At 36.9% G+C, this 20165-nt stretch carries 25 protein-coding genes and 1 riboswitch; of the genes, 5 read left to right on the top strand and 20 right to left on the bottom strand.

Annotated features, from left to right (window positions below):
- Window positions 1-7: 7 nt before the first annotated feature.
- From F4694_RS17705 to F4694_RS17695, 3 genes are all read right to left on the bottom strand, one after another.
- Window positions 8-775, bottom strand: a complete 768-nt coding sequence (locus tag F4694_RS17705) for an SRPBCC domain-containing protein (protein WP_179600339.1) — start codon at window positions 773-775, stop codon at window positions 8-10.
- Between the two features lie 792 nt (window positions 776-1567).
- Window positions 1568-2446 (bottom strand): AraC family transcriptional regulator, encoded by an 879-nt coding sequence (locus tag F4694_RS17700; RefSeq protein ID WP_179600337.1) that lies wholly within the window; start codon window positions 2444-2446, stop codon window positions 1568-1570.
- Window positions 2447-2536: 90 nt separating this feature from the next.
- Window positions 2537-3202, bottom strand: coding sequence for an LbetaH domain-containing protein (locus F4694_RS17695; RefSeq protein WP_179600335.1), 666 nt, complete (start codon window positions 3200-3202; stop codon window positions 2537-2539).
- 207 nt (window positions 3203-3409) lie between these two features.
- Window positions 3410-3593: riboswitch (Lysine riboswitch) on the top strand.
- A 116-nt stretch (window positions 3594-3709) separates the two neighbouring features.
- Between F4694_RS17695 and F4694_RS17690 the strand changes: the two genes are divergently transcribed.
- Complete coding sequence (locus tag F4694_RS17690) at window positions 3710-5134, top strand: amino acid permease (RefSeq protein WP_179600333.1); 1425 nt, start codon at window positions 3710-3712, stop codon at window positions 5132-5134.
- Between the two features lie 53 nt (window positions 5135-5187).
- Here F4694_RS17690 and F4694_RS17685 read toward each other — a convergent pair whose 3' ends face one another.
- Both F4694_RS17685 and F4694_RS17680 read right to left on the bottom strand, forming a co-directional pair.
- Complete coding sequence (locus F4694_RS17685) at window positions 5188-5685, bottom strand: hypothetical protein (RefSeq protein WP_179600331.1); 498 nt, start codon at window positions 5683-5685, stop codon at window positions 5188-5190.
- A gap of 220 nt (window positions 5686-5905) precedes the next feature.
- The gene (locus F4694_RS17680) at window positions 5906-6907 is read right to left on the bottom strand and encodes an LLM class flavin-dependent oxidoreductase (protein WP_179600329.1); all 1002 of its coding nucleotides are present in this window, start codon (window positions 6905-6907) and stop codon (window positions 5906-5908) included.
- A gap of 336 nt (window positions 6908-7243) precedes the next feature.
- Between F4694_RS17680 and F4694_RS17675 the strand changes: the two genes are divergently transcribed.
- The gene (locus tag F4694_RS17675) at window positions 7244-7855 is read left to right on the top strand and encodes a cell wall hydrolase (protein ID WP_179600327.1); all 612 of its coding nucleotides are present in this window, start codon (window positions 7244-7246) and stop codon (window positions 7853-7855) included.
- Between the two features lie 137 nt (window positions 7856-7992).
- On the opposite strand, the gene F4694_RS32295 is transcribed toward F4694_RS17675, so the two are convergent.
- Window positions 7993-8115: a hypothetical protein gene (locus F4694_RS32295; protein WP_257029286.1), complete on the bottom strand. Its 123-nt coding sequence runs from the start codon at window positions 8113-8115 to the stop codon at window positions 7993-7995.
- Window positions 8116-8270: 155 nt separating this feature from the next.
- On the opposite strand from F4694_RS32295, the gene F4694_RS17670 reads away from it, so the two are divergent.
- The gene (locus tag F4694_RS17670) at window positions 8271-8699 is read left to right on the top strand and encodes a DUF2383 domain-containing protein (protein WP_179600325.1); all 429 of its coding nucleotides are present in this window, start codon (window positions 8271-8273) and stop codon (window positions 8697-8699) included.
- A gap of 457 nt (window positions 8700-9156) precedes the next feature.
- On the opposite strand, the gene F4694_RS32290 is transcribed toward F4694_RS17670, so the two are convergent.
- The 11 genes from F4694_RS32290 to F4694_RS17620 form a co-directional block, all read right to left on the bottom strand.
- Complete coding sequence (locus tag F4694_RS32290; protein ID WP_257029285.1) at window positions 9157-9288, bottom strand: hypothetical protein; 132 nt, start codon at window positions 9286-9288, stop codon at window positions 9157-9159.
- A 132-nt stretch (window positions 9289-9420) separates the two neighbouring features.
- The gene (locus tag F4694_RS17665; protein ID WP_179600323.1) at window positions 9421-10248 is read right to left on the bottom strand and encodes a GNAT family N-acetyltransferase; all 828 of its coding nucleotides are present in this window, start codon (window positions 10246-10248) and stop codon (window positions 9421-9423) included.
- Window positions 10242-10904 carry a nucleotidyltransferase domain-containing protein gene (locus tag F4694_RS17660; protein WP_179600321.1) on the bottom strand — a complete coding sequence of 221 codons (663 nt, stop codon included), beginning with the start codon at window positions 10902-10904 and terminating at the stop codon, window positions 10242-10244. Before F4694_RS17660 ends, F4694_RS17665 begins: the two co-directional genes overlap by 7 nt.
- Before the next feature lie 13 nt (window positions 10905-10917).
- Window positions 10918-11661, bottom strand: coding sequence for a metallophosphoesterase family protein (locus F4694_RS17655; protein ID WP_218895713.1), 744 nt, complete (start codon window positions 11659-11661; stop codon window positions 10918-10920).
- A gap of 107 nt (window positions 11662-11768) precedes the next feature.
- Window positions 11769-12188, bottom strand: coding sequence for a FosM family fosfomycin resistance protein (gene fosM / locus F4694_RS17650; protein WP_179600319.1), 420 nt, complete (start codon window positions 12186-12188; stop codon window positions 11769-11771).
- A gap of 64 nt (window positions 12189-12252) precedes the next feature.
- The gene (locus F4694_RS17645) at window positions 12253-12630 is read right to left on the bottom strand and encodes a DUF3231 family protein (protein ID WP_179600317.1); all 378 of its coding nucleotides are present in this window, start codon (window positions 12628-12630) and stop codon (window positions 12253-12255) included.
- 3 nt (window positions 12631-12633) lie between these two features.
- Entirely contained in the window at window positions 12634-13290 is a 657-nt protein-coding gene (locus tag F4694_RS17640) for a DUF3231 family protein (protein ID WP_179600315.1), read from the bottom strand.
- A gap of 51 nt (window positions 13291-13341) precedes the next feature.
- Window positions 13342-14379, bottom strand: coding sequence for a DUF3231 family protein (locus F4694_RS17635; RefSeq protein ID WP_179600313.1), 1038 nt, complete (start codon window positions 14377-14379; stop codon window positions 13342-13344).
- 336 nt (window positions 14380-14715) lie between these two features.
- The gene (locus F4694_RS17630) at window positions 14716-15375 is read right to left on the bottom strand and encodes a hypothetical protein (RefSeq protein ID WP_179600311.1); all 660 of its coding nucleotides are present in this window, start codon (window positions 15373-15375) and stop codon (window positions 14716-14718) included.
- A 43-nt stretch (window positions 15376-15418) separates the two neighbouring features.
- Window positions 15419-15832: a VOC family protein gene (locus F4694_RS17625; protein ID WP_179600309.1), complete on the bottom strand. Its 414-nt coding sequence runs from the start codon at window positions 15830-15832 to the stop codon at window positions 15419-15421.
- 293 nt (window positions 15833-16125) lie between these two features.
- Window positions 16126-16347, bottom strand: a complete 222-nt coding sequence (locus F4694_RS17620; RefSeq protein WP_179600307.1) for a hypothetical protein — start codon at window positions 16345-16347, stop codon at window positions 16126-16128.
- 380 nt (window positions 16348-16727) lie between these two features.
- Between F4694_RS17620 and F4694_RS17615 the strand changes: the two genes are divergently transcribed.
- Window positions 16728-17111, top strand: coding sequence for a hypothetical protein (locus tag F4694_RS17615; protein ID WP_179600305.1), 384 nt, complete (start codon window positions 16728-16730; stop codon window positions 17109-17111).
- Window positions 17112-17154: 43 nt separating this feature from the next.
- Here the strand turns inward: F4694_RS17615 and F4694_RS17610 are convergent, their stop codons facing one another.
- The 3 genes from F4694_RS17610 to F4694_RS17600 form a co-directional block, all read right to left on the bottom strand.
- Window positions 17155-17622, bottom strand: coding sequence for a CoxG family protein (locus tag F4694_RS17610; protein WP_179600303.1), 468 nt, complete (start codon window positions 17620-17622; stop codon window positions 17155-17157).
- Window positions 17623-17751: 129 nt separating this feature from the next.
- Window positions 17752-18780 carry a hypothetical protein gene (locus tag F4694_RS17605; RefSeq protein WP_179600301.1) on the bottom strand — a complete coding sequence of 343 codons (1029 nt, stop codon included), beginning with the start codon at window positions 18778-18780 and terminating at the stop codon, window positions 17752-17754.
- A gap of 24 nt (window positions 18781-18804) precedes the next feature.
- Window positions 18805-19170 (bottom strand): VOC family protein, encoded by a 366-nt coding sequence (locus F4694_RS17600; RefSeq protein ID WP_179600299.1) that lies wholly within the window; start codon window positions 19168-19170, stop codon window positions 18805-18807.
- Window positions 19171-19440: 270 nt separating this feature from the next.
- Between F4694_RS17600 and F4694_RS17595 the strand changes: the two genes are divergently transcribed.
- Entirely contained in the window at window positions 19441-20139 is a 699-nt protein-coding gene (locus F4694_RS17595; protein WP_257029284.1) for a sensor histidine kinase, read from the top strand.
- Window positions 20140-20165: the final 26 nt, after the last annotated feature.

Genomic DNA, 20165 nt, shown 5'->3' with positions numbered 1-20165 from the left:
TCCCACCTTATTTCTTTTCTACGTAATTTTTAAGTAAGTTTCCGAGAAGGTAATCCCAGCCTTTTTTGTGCTCTTGTTCCCATTGTTCCTGGATGACACCAGAGGCTGTATGTGAAAGCTGCAGTACCGTACCCTTCTCTTTTTCAAGAAGACGATAAGTATAGGCACTATTTACTGCTCCTTGCATACCAAGATGACCGAACAGGCGAATTTCTGCAGGGGCGTTCACATAGTATACATTGCCCCAAATGGCACCCTCGTTTTCACCCCATGTTTCAATAAATTGTCCTCCTGGAACAGGATCAAAAGTAAAGTGAGAGGTTACACCTTTAGGAGCGATTCGAAACTCCCACCAATCCTCCACTTTTTCCGTTAAAGCTTTGAACACCTCTTCACGTGGTGCGTCAATAAAAAGCTCCTGTTCAATACGAAATTCACTCATTTTTTCTTTTCCTCCTTTTTGTCTTACTGTCGACCGTAGGTTTAATAGAGAGCTGGCAGTTGTTTGCATATATTTCCCTACCCAGCGGTTGTGCATTTCCTGCAGAGGTACCGCATTGAGAAAGTTTCGTTTATACTTCCCTTCACGCCTGACCACTACCAAATTGCCTTCCTCTAAAATCCTTAAGTGCTTCATGATGGCATATCTAGTTACATCCGGAAAGTATTCGTCTAATTCACCCGTGGTTTTAGGTGACTGCTTAAGGATATCCAAAATCTGCCTTCGGATCGGGTGACCTAATGCTTTAAATACCGTTGAAAGTTCTTCGTCCATTACTAAAACCCTTTCTTCAAGGATTTAAAAAACATGTTACCAAAAAGTCACATATATTTCATGTGACCTTATAGTAACATGTTAAATATCAGCGGTCAAGCCGACTTAATATCATAAAAAATCTAATATTATCATTTTAGTTGTTTCTTATCTTGTACTCTCATTATTTAATAAAAAATAATTAATAAATAGTTCGATGGACAAAATAAACACCGCCCTATTGGACGGTGTTTTGTTTAATGGCTAATTATTCAAGTCTAATGACATAATTGCAATCCATAAATTCTACTTATGCAATAAAACCTTTACTAGCTGAATTAATGTGAGCTTTTTGTCTAAGTAATCTTAACTTCTGTTTTTTGGTTAATCTTCTCCAAATCCTTACTTTGAAATACATAAAAAGCCCTCCTAACTATGATTGGAGCCCCCAAATACTTCTACACATTTCTACTTTTTTATCTAATGAACACTAATTTTAATATATTGTAATTGTGTTTTCATTTTATCAAATATATTGTTGATTGAAAAATTAAAAAGGTCGACCATTTCTAACGTAATATTACAAAATTCATTGTTAAATGCATGAAATTCATCCTATGAAATAGATTAAAACTAGAAATTATCCAATTCTTGTCGAAATGTATTTCGAAAATTGCGAAAATATATGTCAATATTGTGAACGTTTAAATATGAAAATAAACCCTCAGTTATGTAACTGAGGGCCATAAGTTGATTATTCTTCCTTTTCAAAAAGAAAACTTTGTCCAATTGTGCAAGTGATAAAATAGAACTCTATTCTTTTTTAGAGGTAACTGGCACCCAAATTTCACTGCGAAAAGCTGGAGAAGTTACGTCTTTATGCTCGTTCCACAACATTTCAGGTCCAACTGCAAGTTGATAGTTTGACGAAGGAAACCATTCTGAGTAGATTCGACCCCATACATTCTGAAGCGTATCAGGAAATGGTCCGACTGCTTCAAATACTGCCCAAGTCAAGGCAGGTACTTCCAGTTTCGTTAAATCATCACGACATTCCATCGTTGTTGCTACTCCGATATAGTGATCTAACTCCCCTTTTTCCTCCATTCGCCATTCTGAAAAGTTCGTGGACGCACTAAGGAGCCCAATTGGCTCGACATTAGAAAGCTGCATAAGTCTGTTAATTTTGGTCATATCTAAACTTTGCCACATTGCAGCAATTTCCGGATTTACACCATTAAATATAATGGGAACTCTCTTTTTAATTCCTACTAGGTTAAAGTGTCCTTTTTCCACTATTCGGTAGTTCATTTCACTAGCTCCTTTTATCGATAGTTGGAAGGTCATCCTTGGGAAGGCTTTCAACGATTGACCGCCGTTTCTTGCTTCCGAGGGTGTAATTCCATGCAGGTTCTGAAAAGCTCTTGTAAAGGAGTCTGGTGAGTTATATCCATATTTAATGGCTATGTCCACTATCCTTGCTTTACTGTTCATCAATTCAAAAGCTGCAAGTGAAAGGCGTCTCCGTCGTATATACTCAGACAGTGATACACCAGCTAGATAAGAAAACATTCTTTGAAAATGATATTCCGAGCAATAAGCGAGTCTAGCCACTGCTTTATAATCAATATCGCCCAGCATGTTTTCTTCAATATATCCTATTGCTTCGTTCAATCTTCTTAGCGAATCCATGAATGACCTCCTCTCATTAAAAGAATAGCAGAATCGAAATGAACACATCCGACTAATCCTGCACAGATTTGCAGGATTATATTCCGTCTATTAACATGCTAAGCCGCATGTACATTTATTTTTTCCAAAATACAATGAATAAGCCGCAGGAAATTCCTGATTCACTCGCTGGACCTCTTTTGCAAATTCCTCTTCTGTTTTCGGGACCGCTGCTAATGAATTCGCCTTTTCCTGGGTATCAATGTTAGCTCCAGGCGGTACAAAGCTGTTTGGTTTCAGCTCTACTCCATTGGTAACCACTGCTCCAGAGGAAATAAAGCTTCCCTTCCCAATAATAGCATTATAAACGATTGCCTTAAAGCCGATAAATACGTCGTCATCCACTCGGCATGGTCCATGTACCAGGGCACCATGCGCAACAGAAACCCTGTTCCCGATATAAATAGAATACCTTTTATCGTCCTTTTCAAAATACTTATTTTTTAGGCCGTGTAGAATCACGCCGTCTTGAAGATTACTATTGCTCCCAATATAAAAAGGAGTTCCCTCATCAGCTCTGATACTTACAAATGGTCCGATGAAGGTATTAGTTTGAATGGTTACATCACCAACCACATACGTAAAAGGACTTAAAAATGCTTGATTGTGAATAATGGGAAACCGAGGATATGGATTTACTGAAGTTGGTGGATTATAGCCGACATAGTAACTGTATAGGTTAAATGGTCCATTTTGATACCCTTGTAGATTCCACATGACTGCCTCTCCTCTCAAACTTATTCAAGTACCTTTAAAATTTTATGTTTTCTGTCATAAAAAAGACCGTTGTATTGCATACAGGATTATTACTTAAATTTATCAAATGCTAGAATCTAAAACATCTTTATAAATCATTGACAAAATTATAGATATTCCTTATTCTAAAAAAGCATTTACTTAAATTTAATATTGTCCTCATCAGCGTGATGAGGTAGAGGTCGCGAAATTCAATAGTAGATTGACAGAGAGCCAGAGAAGCTCTATGAGGTCAAACCGAAAGGGAATTTTGCCGAAGCGCTATAGGTCTCTGTCTATAGCAGCTGGGACTGCATTTAATAGGTGCAGGACTGTCATAGCTTTTTTATGGCTATGTTGAACTATCCATTAATCTGATGCGGTTTTTAGGAACACACCGTATCCAAGATAACGGTGTGTTTTTTTATATACCTATCGGATAGCCTCTATCCATAATATGAGGGACACGAAGGAAGGGATATTATTATTATGGGAAAACAAAATAAACTAGGATTACTAATCTTAACTGCATTAGTAGTTGGAAATATGGTGGGCTCGGGTATTTTTATGCTCCCACGTTCATTATCTGAAGCAGCGAGTCCTGCTGGAGTTATTCTTGCGTGGTTATTCACTGGAGCTGGTGTACTAGTGACAGCTCTCGTGTTCGGTAATTTAGGGATAAGAAAACCCAATCTCTCAGGCGGCCCACAAATTTATGCGAAAGAGCTCTTCAAAAAGGATTCTCCATTATCGGTTTTATCTGGATTTATGGCTTCATGGGGTTACTGGATCGGAAACTTAGTTGGAAATATTGCGATTATTACAACCTTTGCTAGTTATCTATCAACCTTCTTCCCTATCTTAACAAGCACTGCACCGCTATTTACCATTGGCTCCTTTACATTAAAAGTTGGGAATGCATTAACCTTTACAGTATGTACCGCTTTACTATGGGGGACTCATCTTATTATCTTAAGAGGACTCGAAAATGCTGGTAAATTAAATTTTGCTGTGACTGCTTCTAAAATAGCCGGATTCTTTATCTTTATTATCGTCGCACTGTTTGCCTTTGAAACTTCAAATATATTACCGATGGTTGAACCCCGGTTGGATGAAGGCGGCCAAGCCATTGGTCTAGTCGGTCAAGTAAGCAATGCCGCTGTTGCCACTCTTTGGGCATTTATAGGAGTTGAGTCTGCAGTCGTATTTGCTAGCCGTGCAAAAAGGCAGGTTGACGTTAAGAGAGCAACAATCCTAGGATTGTTCATCGCCCTAGCCATTTATATTGGTGTTAGTACACTTGTAATGGGTGTTTTAAGTCAGGGTGCCTTAATCGCTTCTGAAAAGCCATTAATTGATGCAATCGTGTCAATCTTAGGACCAAACGCAGGCAAAGTTTTAGCGGGAATTGGATTGATCAGCTTATTCGGTTCAACTATTGGCTGGGTAATGTTAAGTGCGGAAGTACCATACCAAGCGGCAAAACAAGGACTGTTCTTACCTTCTTTCTTAAAGGAAAATAAAAAGAACCTTCCAGTATTCTCAATGATTATCACGAATTCATTGGGTCAGTTATTTATCTTCTCAACCATTTCGAACTCAATCTCAGCAGCATTTGATTTCGTAATATACATTGCTACCTTATCGTATTTGGTTCCGTATCTAATCGCATCAGCATTCCAGCTGAAACTTGTCCTTACAGGTGAAACCTATGCAAAACAACCAAAACAAAAAATAATAGATGGTATCATCGGAACACTCGCAACCACCTACTCCATCTGGGTCATCTACGCCGGAACAGCAGACATCAAAACCTTCCTATTCGGAGTCGCCCTGCTCGCAAGCGGTATCTTCTTCTACGGCCCAGTAGCAAAGCAGCACAAAAATCGCCGCCATACAAAAAAAGCAGCATAATCGAGTAAAAATGTATAAATGGTGCCTGTCACCAAAACCAAACAGCCAGAGTCCTATTCGGACTCTGGCTGTTTGGTTTTTGGTTCTATTTCTTTTGTTTGCTGCTGATTGGTTTTGAAGATATCTTTTGATACGGCGTTTAGTTTGTTTACGAAGCGGTTGAATCCAAATCCTACGAAAAAGGCGAAGCTTATTTGCGCATAAGGGGTTTCATCGAAGTCGACGAATTCGATTAGAAAGATTCCGCTTTGGATTAAAGTGACTGCTACTATTGCGGTACCTGTTGCAAATATCGGATAAAAGATGTACATAATCCATTCCCTATAGTCATTTAATTCATCTTTCATGTAGTGAGAACAGAACATATATAAATGTCGCAGTGAGCCTCCAATGGATCCAGCGAAGAAGTAATACAAAAAGATTTTTATGTCACCAATAAATGGCAGTGATTCATCAAGTGCTCCAGTCCATACGATCCCTATTGCTATAAAACTCCCAAAAAACAGCAGCGAAAGATATAGTAAAATACCGGCTTTCAACCAATTATTCACCCAAATCACCCCGCTTGTGATAATCCATCCTATGAGGGAAAGGATAGGTGCGTGACTAATTTAGGTTACATAAGCCCAATCATTGTTATTTTACGAAATACGAAGATCACAAAAAAAGATGACGTTAGTTTCACGTCATCTTTTTCTATCTACCTTAATTATGCCCCAAATTCTAATAACCAAGTATTCGGCAACTCAATCATGGCTAGAAGGTGAAGAATTACTTCCCATCCACCACTGCTTTAAATAGTTCGTAAGAACGTTTTTGCTTCTCAACATCATAAATATACGACACTGCCATAATTTCATCAACTGCATAGTAGTCTTGGAAGCTTGTCAGCTGCTGGCGGATGGTTTCTTTGCTTCCGATTAAGGTAACACTTGACATGGACTTTGCCATTTCTTCTTCCATTGGAGTCCAAATTCCATCCATACTTTCAACTGGTGGCTGCAACGGATTACGTGACCCCCGAACAACATTTAGGAAAAACTGGTGCATCGTGGTTTGTTGGATTTTTGCCTCTTCATCCGTTTCCGCGCCGATGACATTTAAACACACCATCATATATGGTTTGTCTAGGTACTCAGAAGGCTGGAATCGCTCACGATAAATCTTAATTGCCTCACCCATGAATTTTGGTGCAAAGTGTGATGCAAATACGTATGGCAGACCTAGGCTTGCCGCTAAATAAGCGGAGTCTGTGGACGACCCTAGAATATAAATTGGAACATTGGTATCCACACCTGGATAGGCTTTAACATAACCTTGGTGCTCTTCTGGTCCAAAATAAGTCAGCAGTGCCTGAACATCATCTGGAAACGTATATACGGAGTCATTTTTTGAGCGGCGCAGCGCACTGGCAGTCATCATATCTGTTCCAGGTGCACGACCAAGCCCAAGTTCCACTCGATTTGGATAAATGGTTGCCATTGTTCCGAACTGTTCTGCTACGACTAGCGGCGAATGGTTTGGCAGCATAATTCCACCAGAACCTACCTTGATTGTTTTGGTATGCTCCAATGTATGTTTGATTAATATGGCTGTGGCCGAACTTACAAGTGTTGGGGAGTTATGGTGTTCAGCAATCCAATAGCGCTTATAGCCCATTGCCTCTGTAGCTTGCGCAAGATCCACCATTTCCTCAATTGCTTGCTGAGATGTCCGTCCTTCGCGGATTGGAGCTAGATTTAAGACGGATACAGGTATATTAAAAGTTCCCATTTTATTTATTAGTCCTTTCTTTTTAAAGGTGTATTTCTATAGTAACAATAGAAATAGAAGAAACAAACTTATATGCTTTTTTTAATAATTCTAAATTTATCATGTATCACATCTGATAAAATGATTCACCACATGAATTCAAATTTCCACTTCATGTTTATCTCTTCCCCTACGTTTAAGACGGTTCGCCAATTCTACTAATTTGGAATATACTTCCACCATTCTCATAGACTTCAAATTGTCTTCTCTATGTAACTTAACTGTAATACTATTCTATTTTTTCAATTCATAGTAATAGATTTAAATACATTAAAACCAACTTGGAGGACTAGATTGATGAAAAAAATAATCACATTCTTAACACTAGCCGTTTCACTACTTTTTGCTTCCCCCGCATTTGCTTATTCAGTTAAGCCTGGAGACACGATGTCAAGTATTGCTAGAGAACATCATTTAACCCTTCAGGAATTAGCTGATGAGAATCCCCAAATTTCCAATTTAAATCTCATTTATCCTGGTCAAGAGATCAATACAAATAAAACGATTAGGTCTAATGATCCAAAAATAGAAGAACCTGTGAACCTAAGTCTATCAAACCAAGAAATAGATTTACTTGCACGATTAGTTAGGGCTGAGGCCCAAACGGAACCCTTAGAGGGGAAGATTGCCGTCGCTTGTGTAGTTCTTAACAGAGTCGAAAGTCCCCAATTTCCTGACACTATTAAGGAAGTCATTTATGCCCCTGGTCAATTCCAACCAGTACAAAATCGTCAAATTAATAAGCCAGCGGATGAAGAATCTATTAAAGCGGTAAAGGCAGCCCTTTCTAATCAAAGGCAATTAGTTCAAGGGGCATTATTTTTTTACAATCCTACTATTGCTACCAGCCGTTGGCTTGATTCAAGAGCCACCACACATGTAATTGGCCAACATGTATTTAAACTGTAATCCCATAAAAAAACAGAGAAAAAACGTTTAAATACCATGCTAAATAAATTTCAAACAAAAAAAGGTGCTAATCTTTTGAGATTTGCACCTTTTTGTATTTCACCGGTTGATGATTTTCTTATCTTGACCATAAATAGTCAGCTCATATGGATCAACCACCATATCCCATACTCTTCCATCAGCCAACGTAGTTGATCTTCTTTTGTTAACACATGGATTTCTATTGGTGATGAAGTTGTTTCTTTCTTTTTCACAAGCATTCATACCCCCCCTCTTTCCAAAAACTTAGACGTAGCAATCCACTCATCAGTTCCGTAATAAAAATCTTTTTTCCTAAATTATGAATGAGTTGTATACAATTCTCGAATAAAAACACCTGTCATGGTAACAAAATAGAATGAAAGGATGTGCGGGCATGTCGAATGAAGTAATTATAGAGGAGTTAAATACTCTATTAAGGGGAACATATATGGGGATTCGGTCTTTTGAACACTATATCCAAAAGGCTGAAGATGATGAATTAAAAAGGGTCTTTCAATGTATGCAGCAAGAGGTAAAACTGAACGCTCAAAAACTTGCTGAGCGGATTCAAAATCTTGGCGGTGTCCCAGCTGACGATGAAGGCTTCTCTGGTACCATGCATAGTTTTTTGCACAAAGCCATGCTTCCAGATGATTCAAAAGAAATAATTGATGACGCCTTGAAAGGCTTAGATCATTATGGAGTTCAATATTCTGAGGAACTCGTCAGGGGTGACCTCGACCCTGTAAGCAAGCAGCTTGCCGAAGAAGTCATTGACACAAGCCGTAAACAAATCGAACAGCTGCAACATTTACTACACTAGTTTTGAATCGAAAAAAAATGACGTGTGCTTTATACACGTCATTTCTTGTATATTGACTTTTCTGTAAACACAAATTGTTCATTCGATCCACCTCTGTCTTCACACTAACGAAAGGATTTATAAATAAATGAAGCTATTGCTAACAGGACTGAACCACTTATAAAACAGCCAACAAACAATAAAAAAAACGCATGATCATGATCTTATTTTACCTTTTCCCTATAGGTTCTCTGGATTTGTCTTTGCTTTAAATCGAACCAACCCTTATCCTTTTTCATTCTTTCACCAACCTAATGGCTTTTTATTATTAGACGGTGAAAAGGATACTTTCGTTTCAACTTTCTTCCAATCCCAATGCCAACCATTAAATCTAACTTTTTGGCAAAAAGAAAAGCCGTCATGAGACAGCTCCTGTTAGATTAATCTATCAAATTTTATTAACTAGTAATTGTAAAACCTAAAACCATATCCTTTTATAATAATCATACTCATATAGATCCATGTTTTCATCATTATCTTTATTTGGGGCACACTCTTCACAAGGTTCTTCAGACTTGTTATGTTCACATTGTTCGAATAAAAGTTCCATGGTTTGTTTCCCCTCCCCTAGTTCTTACTATTATTATAATGTAAACGGTTACAAATGTCTCCTATTAAATACTGGAAATTAAATAATATAATAGTAAAAATTGTCTGAGAGGGTTTAAAAAACCCCTCACTTTTATAGATTCATTTTGTAGTATTCTTGTGAATGATAGCTTCTAAATCCACATGATTCATAGAGCCTTAACGCATGGGCATTTTTAGCCTCAACTTCTAGAAAAATAGAAAATCCTTTTTCGACTTCCATTTTTACCACATTCGATAATGCTTTTCTGCCGATCCCTTTTCCCTGGAGTTCTGGAAAAACAGCAAATCCAAAAATCCAGGCTTCACCATTCATTTCGGAGAGTCGCATTTTCCCTGCAATTTTTCCATCTGTTTCAATAATTAATCTTAAATCGGTTTTAAGGTCTTTATTTTCTTGCTTATACTGGCGTGCTTCTTTTTCATTTAACCCAAAGCATTTTACATCAAGTTGAATTTCCGCTTCAGTATCCTCTACCGAAATAGACGGTCTTACCGTAATCGTGTGATTTTCATGCAACTCCGTTTTCTGCCATTTCATTTGATACTCTACCATAGATAATTCGCAAGGGATAACCTTTAAAAACTCCTTTGCCGATTGAGATTCGCTTGGAGCATTTAATAAAATGGTTCTAGCCTCATGTTTCTTTGCTTCCTCAAGTGCCTCTTCAAGCAGCCTTGAAAAGATTCCTCTCCTTCGGTAATCCGGGTGCACCATTCCACAAATTTCTACCTTATTACCGAAATAATAGCTTCCAAGGAAACCAACAAGCTTGCCATCTTCATACCGGAAGAAGTCTTCCTTACGCTTTCCTGACCTGCTTTCAAGCATATCAAAATTAAGCTTCAACTGAAGCTGTCCTTCTTCCTCACAAATTTGCTGAAGCACTTTTATATTTTTCAATTCTTCTTTCGTCAGCATTCCTTAATGCTCCTTTTAGCGTAGTTATATAGTGTTTTAGATGGGATTTGTTTTTGGATTAAATCAATCCAAGGATGTCCTTCTGGAAATTGTTGCTGTAAAGATAATGTTAGCCATTCTTTTTCTTGTGTTGACAGAATTGGAAGCATGGTTTGAAGGTCAAAGAAATCTTTTTCTCGAACCTTTGATGAACCTCCCTTATATAGAAGTTGGATTTCTGGTCTTAGATAGGGAGTCCACTTATTTGTCCTTGCTATTATTTCGTTCAATGGCTTTTTGATTGACTTTTCTCCTCGATAAATCCATTGGTTTTCGAAAGCATCTACTAACATTACCTGAAAAGCCCATGGTGAATCTTGATTTTTACTAACCCAAACATCGGTCGTGTCAGTTAAGAACTCTCCCTGAACCCAAGGCATAAGAACGCCGTCCTGAGCTTTATATAATTTCCATTCCCTGCTTAAAAAATCATACGCGGATACTTGTTCGTCTCGAAGAATAATTACATCGATATCACTATGTTCCCTGCTCTGTTTACCTAAATGTAAATCTAATGCCCATCCCCCTGCCAAACACCAGGTAATAGGAAGATCAGTAAAGAGTGCAACTATGTTCGAAACCGTTAATGGCTCCCAATTCTCATAATCTGTTCGCAAAAAATAATCACCTCTATAGTTGATTTCCATGGAACACTTTTAAAATAAATTCACTCTCAGGGACTTGCAGGGTGTGATATGATTTTAAAAAGGCAGTTTTATCGTAGACGGATTCTTTCAAATTCACTTCAACATCATTATTTTTCACCGTTACGATTGCATAAGGAGCACGTGATTTATGATTACAACCCAGTGATCCTGGATTAAGGTATACTGTATGTTTCCCTGTAAAATAATGAAGCGGATGGTGATGACCGAAACAAATCAAATCAGCCTTTTTATCATAGAATAATGTCTCCATGTTTTCCGTACTAGGTTCGACAATTGAAGAAAAATGGTCCCTGCTTATCTGGACATCTAGTTTGCTATTTTCAATCTGGTAGTGAATCATTAGGATGGAATAACGATCGATAGAGACATTCAGAAGCCTGGGCAGCTGCTCTAATTTCGGTATAAAAGACTGGTCTAGTCTATCTAGTAGCCATTGATGATGTTCTTTAACATGAATATGACTCTGCGGATATTCCTCTCCCTTGGCCAAGGCTAAAATCGCTTCATCATGATTCCCTGTAATCATCGAAACGTCCTTTCTGGCAAAAAGCATACCCAGTACCTCATTGGAATCAGGGCCAATTCCAAGCATATCTCCTAAACAATAGATATGGTCTACATCACTTCTTTCGTCAATTTCCTCTAGTACCGCTTTTAAAGCAGGTGCGTTTCCATGTATATCTGTTAAAACTGCAAAACGCTTCATAATTACTCTCCCATTTAACTATTCTAATCCCCCTAGGTACATAAAACTATTATAATTGTATTATTCTAAATAATAAAATAAAAATCTAGCGTTATATGGAAAAACGCTTATTGATAAAACTCCATGTGTGTTTTCTCTTTTTTATAATAATTCATTCTGTCTTCCAATGTCCCTGTATGGAATTCAAATTTATGACCGTCTGGATCTGTGAAGTAAATAGAATTTTTATCTTTACTATCTCTTGAGCGGCCAGTTAGTATGTTGATACCCAATTTCTCTAATTTCTCATACATTCGCTCAAAGTCTTCTTCCTCAATTGAAAAAGCAATATGAGTATAAGATTGACTTATTTCGTTTCGAGGTATATCTCTTTCAGCATTAAGCGCCAGCCATATCCCGTTAAGATCAAAATAAGCCGTGCTCCTCCCCTTAACCAACAACTTCGCCTCAAACACATTTTGGTAAAATTCAATTGATTTTTCCAAATCGGTCACAGAAAATAAAAAATGATTTAACCCTTTTATCATCCCTCTACCACCTTCTTATTCATATAAAAAAGGATAGATTTGGAATCTACCCTCCTTACCTAATTTACTTTTCCTGTATATTATTTTCAATACCTTCTTTTCTTCCTTTTGATAATGTTCTACGGTCACTGGCTTTCGGCGGTTCTTCCATCCAGCCATTTTCAATCATGAGATTCACACCATCTTCTGCAAATCGAATCAATTCAGCAATCATCGCCATATATTTTTCAGCAATATCAGCTCTCGATGTGACGCTCAATGCCGTCCCATAAAAGGCAATAGCAATCTGTGACGACAGTTGGACTTGATACATCATCCACTTATCTGAAAAGGGTGAAGTCGTCGAGCTGGTCACATGGGATTGCCAGGACACAGGAGAATTCAGCTTTTCCTCACGAAAGATTTTTTCAAATGCAGCAATATGTTTAGTAGAAATTTCCATTCCTCAATTGATATACTGCCGAACTTTCTTCGAAGCCGCTACTTGGCTAAAACCAACCTTTAATGCCACATGCATATGCATTTTATTCATATTAAAAGTAATATCTCCTATTTCAATCCCCGTTAACGGACGCCGCTCGCCAAACCATCCCGTTAAAAAACTTTGATGTTTAACAAAATCGATTGCTTCAGAAGGCGTCAGGACAGCTGGTCTTGAAAATAGCCCTTTCGTCAGCAAACTATCGATGAATTTTTCAAAAAGCAACATCGTTTCCGTGTTACATGTTATGTAGTATTTACGAAGATCTGCGCGTATGGAGGTACTGAGAGATAAGGAATACCCTGTCAGCCCTTGCAGGGTCATTATATACATATAATACAGATAAAATGGATCCTGAAACAAGCGGGGAGCATGTATATTCACATCCTCGTGTGTAAATCCTTGTGGGATGGGTACACCTTCTCCTACAAAGAACTCCCTCACATTTTGAGCATGTCCTTCGGAAAGCTCTAATGAATGTTTGTAAATTTCAATAATATCTTCGTCTTTTATGTGTTCAAGTGCATACTTAATAAAACCGATCGACATAGTATCAAACATAAATTGAGTCCATAAACTGGAAACCTCTGGAGCGGTTAAAGATATTCGGGTTGGTTCCATCTCATTCTCCCTTTACATTAAAAAATTCTCCATGGTCACTAAGTAAGAAGATTAATTAGAAGACAGTTCATCGCGATCAATGGCTTTTGGAGGCTGTTCCATCCATCCATTTTCAATCAAAATATTTGCCCCGTCCTCCACAAATAAAGCAACCTCCGAAAGTGCCTTCATATACATTAACCCAATATCTTTTCTTCCATTCAAAGACAATGAGTTTGCGAAAGAACGAATTTTAATCGAAAACATATCTACTTTGTGGAACACCATGATTCGATCAGAAAAAGGTGAAAAAGTCGACTCCGTAACTAGATGATCAATTTGGGAAGGAAACGGTAAATTTGCCTTGTGGAGTTTATCCTGAAACTGCTGAACTTCCCGGTCAGTAATTGCTTTCCCTCTTACAAGAAATTGTCTCACTTTTTCCCTTTTTGCCACTTGGCTAAAGCCTATTAAAAGAGCTTTACTCGTGATGTTGTTTTCAATATTATCATATAGATGCGTGATTTCGAGTGCATGTAATTCTCTTATATCGCCGAAAAAGCCGTTCAAATAGTTTTCCTTCTTAATAAAGTCGACTTTTTTCGGTACTGGGATCGCTGCCGGTTTCAAGATATATCCTTTTTCAATCAACACGTTGTTGAGTTGCCCCAACAATATCGTGGTCGTATCATTACAATGAATGAAAAATTCTCGTACGTCTTCTCTCATGACCAAAGGAATGGCAATCGCATATAAACTAAGTCCCGCTTTTGCTGCATACTTCAAATAATGTACATAAAATTGGTCTTCGAATAAGCGAGGGGCACCAAGATTTACGTCCTCATCTGTAAATCCTACAGGAATTGGGAAGTCTTCCCTTTTAAAAAATTTCTCAATGGTTTGCATGAAGTCAACAGTAAGAGAAAGACCATTTTCTATCAGAGTCTTGATATCCTCTTCTTCAACATGCTTTAGAAAATACTGCAGGATCTTATTAGACATACTATTCCCTACATAGGTAGCCCATAGCTTTCCCATTTCGACAGCCGTAAAAGGATTTTCTGGTGCTAATTTATCTGAACTAATGTTAATCGGCTTCATTAAATCCATGTATATTCCCCTTATCCTTATTTTACCTTTAGTTTTTTCTAGATTCCGTAATATATTCTCATTTCTGTTAATAAATCGGTACTTTTAAAAAAATGACAAAGAATATAATGATAGGAATGGAGAAAATTAAAGCTGAAATTGGGCGTTTATAATGTAAAAGCAGCAAAATTTCCCGGATAAATTGACACCTTAACTAGATAAGCTACAAACATGATTAATAATGAAATAGTTAGTTGAATAGGCAAGAGATTTTGACTAAATATTGATTCCTTGTACAGGCAAAAGAAAAACGTCTCTGCTTTGCATGGAGACGCTCGCTTCACTAATTAAGAAATTTCACAAAGACCGTTGTGCCTTAATAATTTCTAAATATTGTACATCACCCAATCCATACTTTTTAAAATTTACTAAAAGGTGATATACAAGTTCTTTCTCCGACATATTTTCGTGATTTTTAATATATGTTATTAGGTCACTATCCTCTTGAAGATATGATAAATATAACTCAACGCCCTTCTTTAAAGGAGCTAGATTGATTGAGTCAGGTAACGTTTTATGTATCATTACCTGTTTAAAAAGTTCATAATAACCTGTTGCTAATAGCGTGTAGCTTTCGATAGGTTGAAACTTATCCCCAACAATATGAAGGTTAATGGGTTTACTGTGACCGTTTTTGTCGAGCCAAGCAAGAATCGTGAGTATATTGATTTGACAAAACATATCCTCGTCAAACCACAGTTCTATGTGAGTAAAATCTTTACTAAAGAGTGGCTCTAACGGATTCAATGTAATTTCAGTATATTGTTCCGTGGTAACATGATGAACACTGGCACGTTTTTCGACAAAATCCTGTGTGAATAGCTCATCTGATATGTACCCAAAACACATCGCTTCATTAAAAGGAACCATTATTTCATCTATGAGGAAATGCGTTTTTTTAAAATAATCAAACATAGCCTGTCCATTTAAAATATGTAAAGTATGTTCCCTAATCATGTGTCCACTCCTTTTAATGTAAACCTCAATGATCAACAAACTATTAAGTTAGAAACTTTTCTTTAAAATTTGGACTCAGTTCACTCCACACATCAAATTTATTTCCATCTAGATCATAGAAAACAAAGTTTCTGCCGCTATGTCCTCTGTTCTCTATTTCTTCCACTTTTATTTCTTTTTCTTTAAATTCTCGATAAATGGTTTCTAGAGAGTATAATCCATTCACTTCAAATGTGAGAGAAAAACACTCTTCACCATATATATTATAGAAGTTGGCACTTTGATTTTCCTTTGCCTTTACCAAGAAGAAACTTTGGTTGGCAAGGTTAATTATTGCTTTGTCTTCATCTCTATAGCTTAGCTCTGCACCTAGATTGTTTACATACCATTGTGAAGATAACTCAACATCTTTCACAGGTAAATAAGTGGTTCCAATCCTTAATAATTTGTTTTCCATTCTATTTTCTCCCTCCTTATATCAAGAATGTCTATATTCGACAATCTCACTGAAACATTGTCCATTCAAAGTATAAAAAACAGATACTTGGCCGTTTCAAATCCTCTCTTAACTTCATATAAGTGTAAAGAGAGGTGATAAGAAATGGGTCTTCAAAGATTTTGTATTTATGAAGTCCTATGTACTGTAGGAACAATACACATCGTTGTGTTTCCAGCAAAAAAACATCCCCTTGATACTAATTCTTATCTAGGACCATAGCCTCCTAATCAATATCGTTACAAAAGTCTAGACTATTTACTGTTTTGTCTCTTTTGATAAGACTCTCCAATAAAAAAAGTGACAATAATCGCGATGATAAAAGGGATGACAGAACCACCCGTCGAGAAACCTGTTGGAGTTTCTTCATAATACTTAAAAATTAACCATTTGATCTGAAACTTATAGCCAATTGAAAGCAGCAAGAAACTAATCAGAAAGAATGATATTAAACCTAAAATAACTGTTTTCGCCAAAACAGCACAGCCCCTCATGATTTTTTTATTTTAGATATAAGTTTAATGCAAACTTAGAATGAAATACATAAAAGAAAAAATAAAAAAGAAGGTTAGAATCGAACCCAAGATCGTTTGATTATGAGTACTTTTTTCTTCTTTTGTGTTTTTACTAAAATATACAAAATTAATAAACAACAAGACTCCAAGTAGCGATGTTACAAACATAGGAAGAAATATCTCCAAAACATTACTACCTCCTTTTTTGCCCAATCTATATTTTATTCGCTTCATTACTGAAATTTTCCTTTTTCCACCATTTAAAGAATAGACAAATGGTATTTAAACTTGGTAAGATGTCTAATAACATAATTCATTTATTGAAAAAGGAGCTACACATAATGTTTTTGACAAAGCTTCAACAAGAGGAGAAAGAAGCGTTTCTTGAGTTAGCCTATTTAATGGCCACTGTTGATGGGAAATTCTCGGTATTTGAAAACCCAGTTATCGCGAAGTATCAAAAGGAAATGGATCTTGAGGATTATAAAATCAAAGGCTTAGCAATAGATGATATTCTTAAGGTTTTTAAAGAAGAACGCTCCAAACATATTGTTCTAACTGAAATCCTTCGCCTGGTTTATTCAGACGGAATTGTTCATGAAAATGAACTAGAATCCATCACTTTAATTAAAGAGCACTTTGGTTTCGACGCAAACAAGTATGCGAATTTCAAAGATTGGATTGAAGGAATTAAAGAATTAGCTAATTACCCAGAGCATGAATAGATCATGAATGAGAAGCAGCAACGTTTAATAACGTTGCTGCTTCTCATTTTCGACCTTTTCGCAAAAGATAAAGGTTTTTCTTTATTTCTTTTTCCACACTCAGAAAAAATTTCTCTATTCCCTTGTTTGCTCCTCCACTTATGACTCGCTCTGCTGTACCAGACAGGATCCCAGTGACTTTTACGTCTGCGTGAATAGTAAGCTGTGTGCTTCCTTGTTGGTCTTTGAAAAATAAATCAGCATTGCCACTGATTTCTCCTAAATTACCTTTTCCTTTCAAAAGCAGATGATAATAAGACGGTGCCTGTTCTTTTTCCAGCTTAACCTCGAGTGTAAATACATCTTTTAATGGTCCTATGTTAATGTCGATTTCAGCTTGATATACCCCATTTCTGCTTTTTACAAATGTCCTGCAGTTTGGAATTGTATTACCAAGAACTTTTTCATCCTTAATGTACTTCCAGACAACCTTTCTCGGCAAACCAAAAGAATGTTGGTATTCAATTTTCAAAGGATCCCCTCCATTTTGAAGGTCTTCAAGTTAAAATACCTACCTCATTAATATTCATTTCAGACATGAATATTCAAAATATATTTTCAAGTCAAACTAAAAAGACGATGACCCCATGTCACCGCCTCTTTACCGATATTCAATTTCTTCGTCTGACCGATACATGATATAAAATGGATAGGATCCATCATAATAGTAGCCCGTTTCATTTTGATACCTTTTGGTTAAAATCATGGATGGAATTCCTTGCTGTACTAATTTCCTGCGTAGTCTGCTTACATTGGTGATATACGTGTTGGGAATAATGGTATCCACGACCGAGAAATCATGCCTTGTGGCTGGCACATCTTCTGAACTATTCAATAGAAAGTAACTCAGCATATTTCCTTGATCCTGAGTAAGTGAAGCTTCCTTCCCGTTAAAAAAAGCCATAATTGTCCGATCACTAAAATAAACCAGCAGGGTGTCATGCGGCGGACTGGCAATTAGTTTCTCACATTCTGCTTTAGAACAAGTCGTTCTTCCCTCTTTATTTACCTTATAAAACGCATGGCGCATTAAATATTGTTCATTTTCTATTAAACTGCTAAACAATGGAGATAACTCCTGTTTCGGTATTTTCTGCGTCTTCGCTTGTGGTAATTGATTCATTTTTTCATACGTTTCCTTGGCAATATGCAACGCACAATTGGTTAAGTACAAATGGGCATTTAACTGCTGCTGTTCATTTAAATGATAGAGATGCTGTTTATGGTAATGGTCATTATCTAATGCATTTTGAAAATATTGAATCGCTTTTGTATAATCATTAAATTTATAAGACAAGAAACCTAGTCGATAGGCTGCCAATGGATTGGTTTTATCATACTTTAACGCTTCCTCCAAGCAGCGAGTTGCCAAGTAATCATCTTTTTGATATTCGGTCTTCAAATACGTTCCATAATGAATGAGACAGTAAATCAATTTCCTTTTTACATAATCTAGCGAACTTTGAACATCCTCATTGCGGCTCCGGACAAGCTGGGAGAGTTTTCGGTACATTTCCTTGTACACTTCAATTTTCATAGAATAATTAGAAAAGCCATGATCCTCTTCCTGCTCATTCAGCTCTTCTTCAATCTCTTCTAATTCTTCAATGGTTTTATCTTTTAAACTCATTATTGTCCCTCCCCCAATGAAAGATTAGATCCACTCAAGTATTTCTATACGATTGCCAAAGGGGTCAGCTGTATAAAAACGATTGGCCCCCGGAAGGTTATTGTCATCCATCACTTCTACTCCGTTAACTAGTAAATGTTTTTTTAACGCTTCAAGATTTTCCACCTCAAAGGCAGGATGCGCTTTTTTTGCTGGTGCAAATGGTTCCTCAACACCAATATGTATTTGTGTACTGCCATTTCGAAACCAAACGCCGCCGCGCTTTTTCAATTCTTCTGGCTTCTCCATTTCCTCAAATCCTAGAATATCTATAAAAAACTTCCTGGCAGTATCTTCACAACCTTTTGGAGCAGCAAGTTGAATGTGATCAATGGCTTTAAAACGATACATACAAAAACTCCCTTTCAAAAAAAGTTTTATAATATACATTTTTCGCCACATCTTGATAAATTCCTTCTATTCCCTACATTAAAACATTTTGCAATTATTCCAAATATTTTATTTGAAGATACCAATGATGACGATGAGATGAAGTTGTCTGTACTCAGCTGCTGATTAATATTGACGCGGAGCAGAATATCTTAAATAATTTCAGTAAACTCATCATCATTCTTTATATTACTATCGATTTCTGCCAGCTATTATTTATCAAAAAAGATGATGAAACCGACTATTCAGTCCTGGAACAAGCAAGCCGAGTTTGTTGAAAATGCCTCCCATGAGTTAAGAACGCCATTAACCATTATTCAAAACAAATTAGAGTTAATGCTGACCACACCTCATGAAAAAATAGCGAACAAATTTGAAAATATTGCCTTAAGCCTATCTGAAACTAGGAGACTATCGAAGCTGACAACTGACTTGTTGACGTTAGCAAGGGCCGACTCTTCTGAAACTCAGCTGGAGAAAAAAGTGGTTCATGTTGACAGTTTTGTTAAAAGAGTATGTTCACCTTATATCGAAATCGCTGAATCACAGGAAAAGCATTTCTGGTTAAACTTAAACAGCACCCATACAATCAATGCAGATGAAACCCGTCTTCATCAGCTGCTTGTCATTTTGCTCGACAATGCATTAAAATACACTTCCGAACATGACAGTATTGGTGTGAAAACATATGAGGAAGACCATAAAGTTATACTGGAAATCAGTGACACGGGGATCGGAATCAAAGAAAAAAATATTCCCTTTATCTTTGATCGTTTTTACCGTGAAGACAAAGCACGGACCAGAGAATCAGGCGGAATAGGGTTAGGTCTTTCTATTGCCAAATGGATTGTTTCAGCTCATGATGGCAGTATTAAAGTCAGCTCCAATGAAAATGGAGGCACGACATTTAAAATAAAACTACCCATGTAAATAAACAATGTAAGAATAGCCGAACT

The organism is Neobacillus driksii (genome assembly GCF_013409995.1).
GTDB lineage: Bacteria > Bacillota > Bacilli > Bacillales > Cytobacillaceae > Neobacillus > Neobacillus driksii.
Note: the sequence above shows the minus strand (reverse complement) of the source record. Positions and strands in the feature narration are given on the sequence as shown.

Coding starts and splice junctions, on each gene's coding strand:
- F4694_RS17705 (WP_179600339.1), bottom strand. CDS start 775: ATGGACGAAGAACTTTCAACGGTATTTAAAGCATTAGGTCACCCGATC.
- F4694_RS17700 (WP_179600337.1), bottom strand. CDS start 2,446: ATGGATTCGCTAAGAAGATTGAACGAAGCAATAGGATATATTGAAGAA.
- F4694_RS17695 (WP_179600335.1), bottom strand. CDS start 3,202: ATGTGGAATCTACAAGGGTATCAAAATGGACCATTTAACCTATACAGT.
- F4694_RS17690 (WP_179600333.1), top strand. CDS start 3,710: ATGGGAAAACAAAATAAACTAGGATTACTAATCTTAACTGCATTAGTA.
- F4694_RS17680 (WP_179600329.1), bottom strand. CDS start 6,907: ATGGGAACTTTTAATATACCTGTATCCGTCTTAAATCTAGCTCCAATC.
- F4694_RS17675 (WP_179600327.1), top strand. CDS start 7,244: ATGAAAAAAATAATCACATTCTTAACACTAGCCGTTTCACTACTTTTT.
- F4694_RS32295 (WP_257029286.1), bottom strand. CDS start 8,115: ATGCTTGTGAAAAAGAAAGAAACAACTTCATCACCAATAGAAATCCAT.
- F4694_RS17670 (WP_179600325.1), top strand. CDS start 8,271: ATGTCGAATGAAGTAATTATAGAGGAGTTAAATACTCTATTAAGGGGA.
- F4694_RS32290 (WP_257029285.1), bottom strand. CDS start 9,288: ATGGAACTTTTATTCGAACAATGTGAACATAACAAGTCTGAAGAACCT.
- F4694_RS17665 (WP_179600323.1), bottom strand. CDS start 10,248: ATGCTGACGAAAGAAGAATTGAAAAATATAAAAGTGCTTCAGCAAATT.
- F4694_RS17655 (WP_218895713.1), bottom strand. CDS start 11,661: ATGAAGCGTTTTGCAGTTTTAACAGATATACATGGAAACGCACCTGCT.
- fosM (WP_179600319.1), bottom strand. CDS start 12,188: ATGATAAAAGGGTTAAATCATTTTTTATTTTCTGTGACCGATTTGGAA.
- F4694_RS17645 (WP_179600317.1), bottom strand. CDS start 12,630: ATGGAAATTTCTACTAAACATATTGCTGCATTTGAAAAAATCTTTCGT.
- F4694_RS17640 (WP_179600315.1), bottom strand. CDS start 13,290: ATGGAACCAACCCGAATATCTTTAACCGCTCCAGAGGTTTCCAGTTTA.
- F4694_RS17635 (WP_179600313.1), bottom strand. CDS start 14,379: ATGGATTTAATGAAGCCGATTAACATTAGTTCAGATAAATTAGCACCA.
- F4694_RS17630 (WP_179600311.1), bottom strand. CDS start 15,375: ATGATTAGGGAACATACTTTACATATTTTAAATGGACAGGCTATGTTT.
- F4694_RS17625 (WP_179600309.1), bottom strand. CDS start 15,832: ATGGAAAACAAATTATTAAGGATTGGAACCACTTATTTACCTGTGAAA.
- F4694_RS17615 (WP_179600305.1), top strand. CDS start 16,728: ATGTTTTTGACAAAGCTTCAACAAGAGGAGAAAGAAGCGTTTCTTGAG.
- F4694_RS17605 (WP_179600301.1), bottom strand. CDS start 18,780: ATGAGTTTAAAAGATAAAACCATTGAAGAATTAGAAGAGATTGAAGAA.
- F4694_RS17600 (WP_179600299.1), bottom strand. CDS start 19,170: ATGTATCGTTTTAAAGCCATTGATCACATTCAACTTGCTGCTCCAAAA.
- F4694_RS17595 (WP_257029284.1), top strand. CDS start 19,441: ATGAAACCGACTATTCAGTCCTGGAACAAGCAAGCCGAGTTTGTTGAA.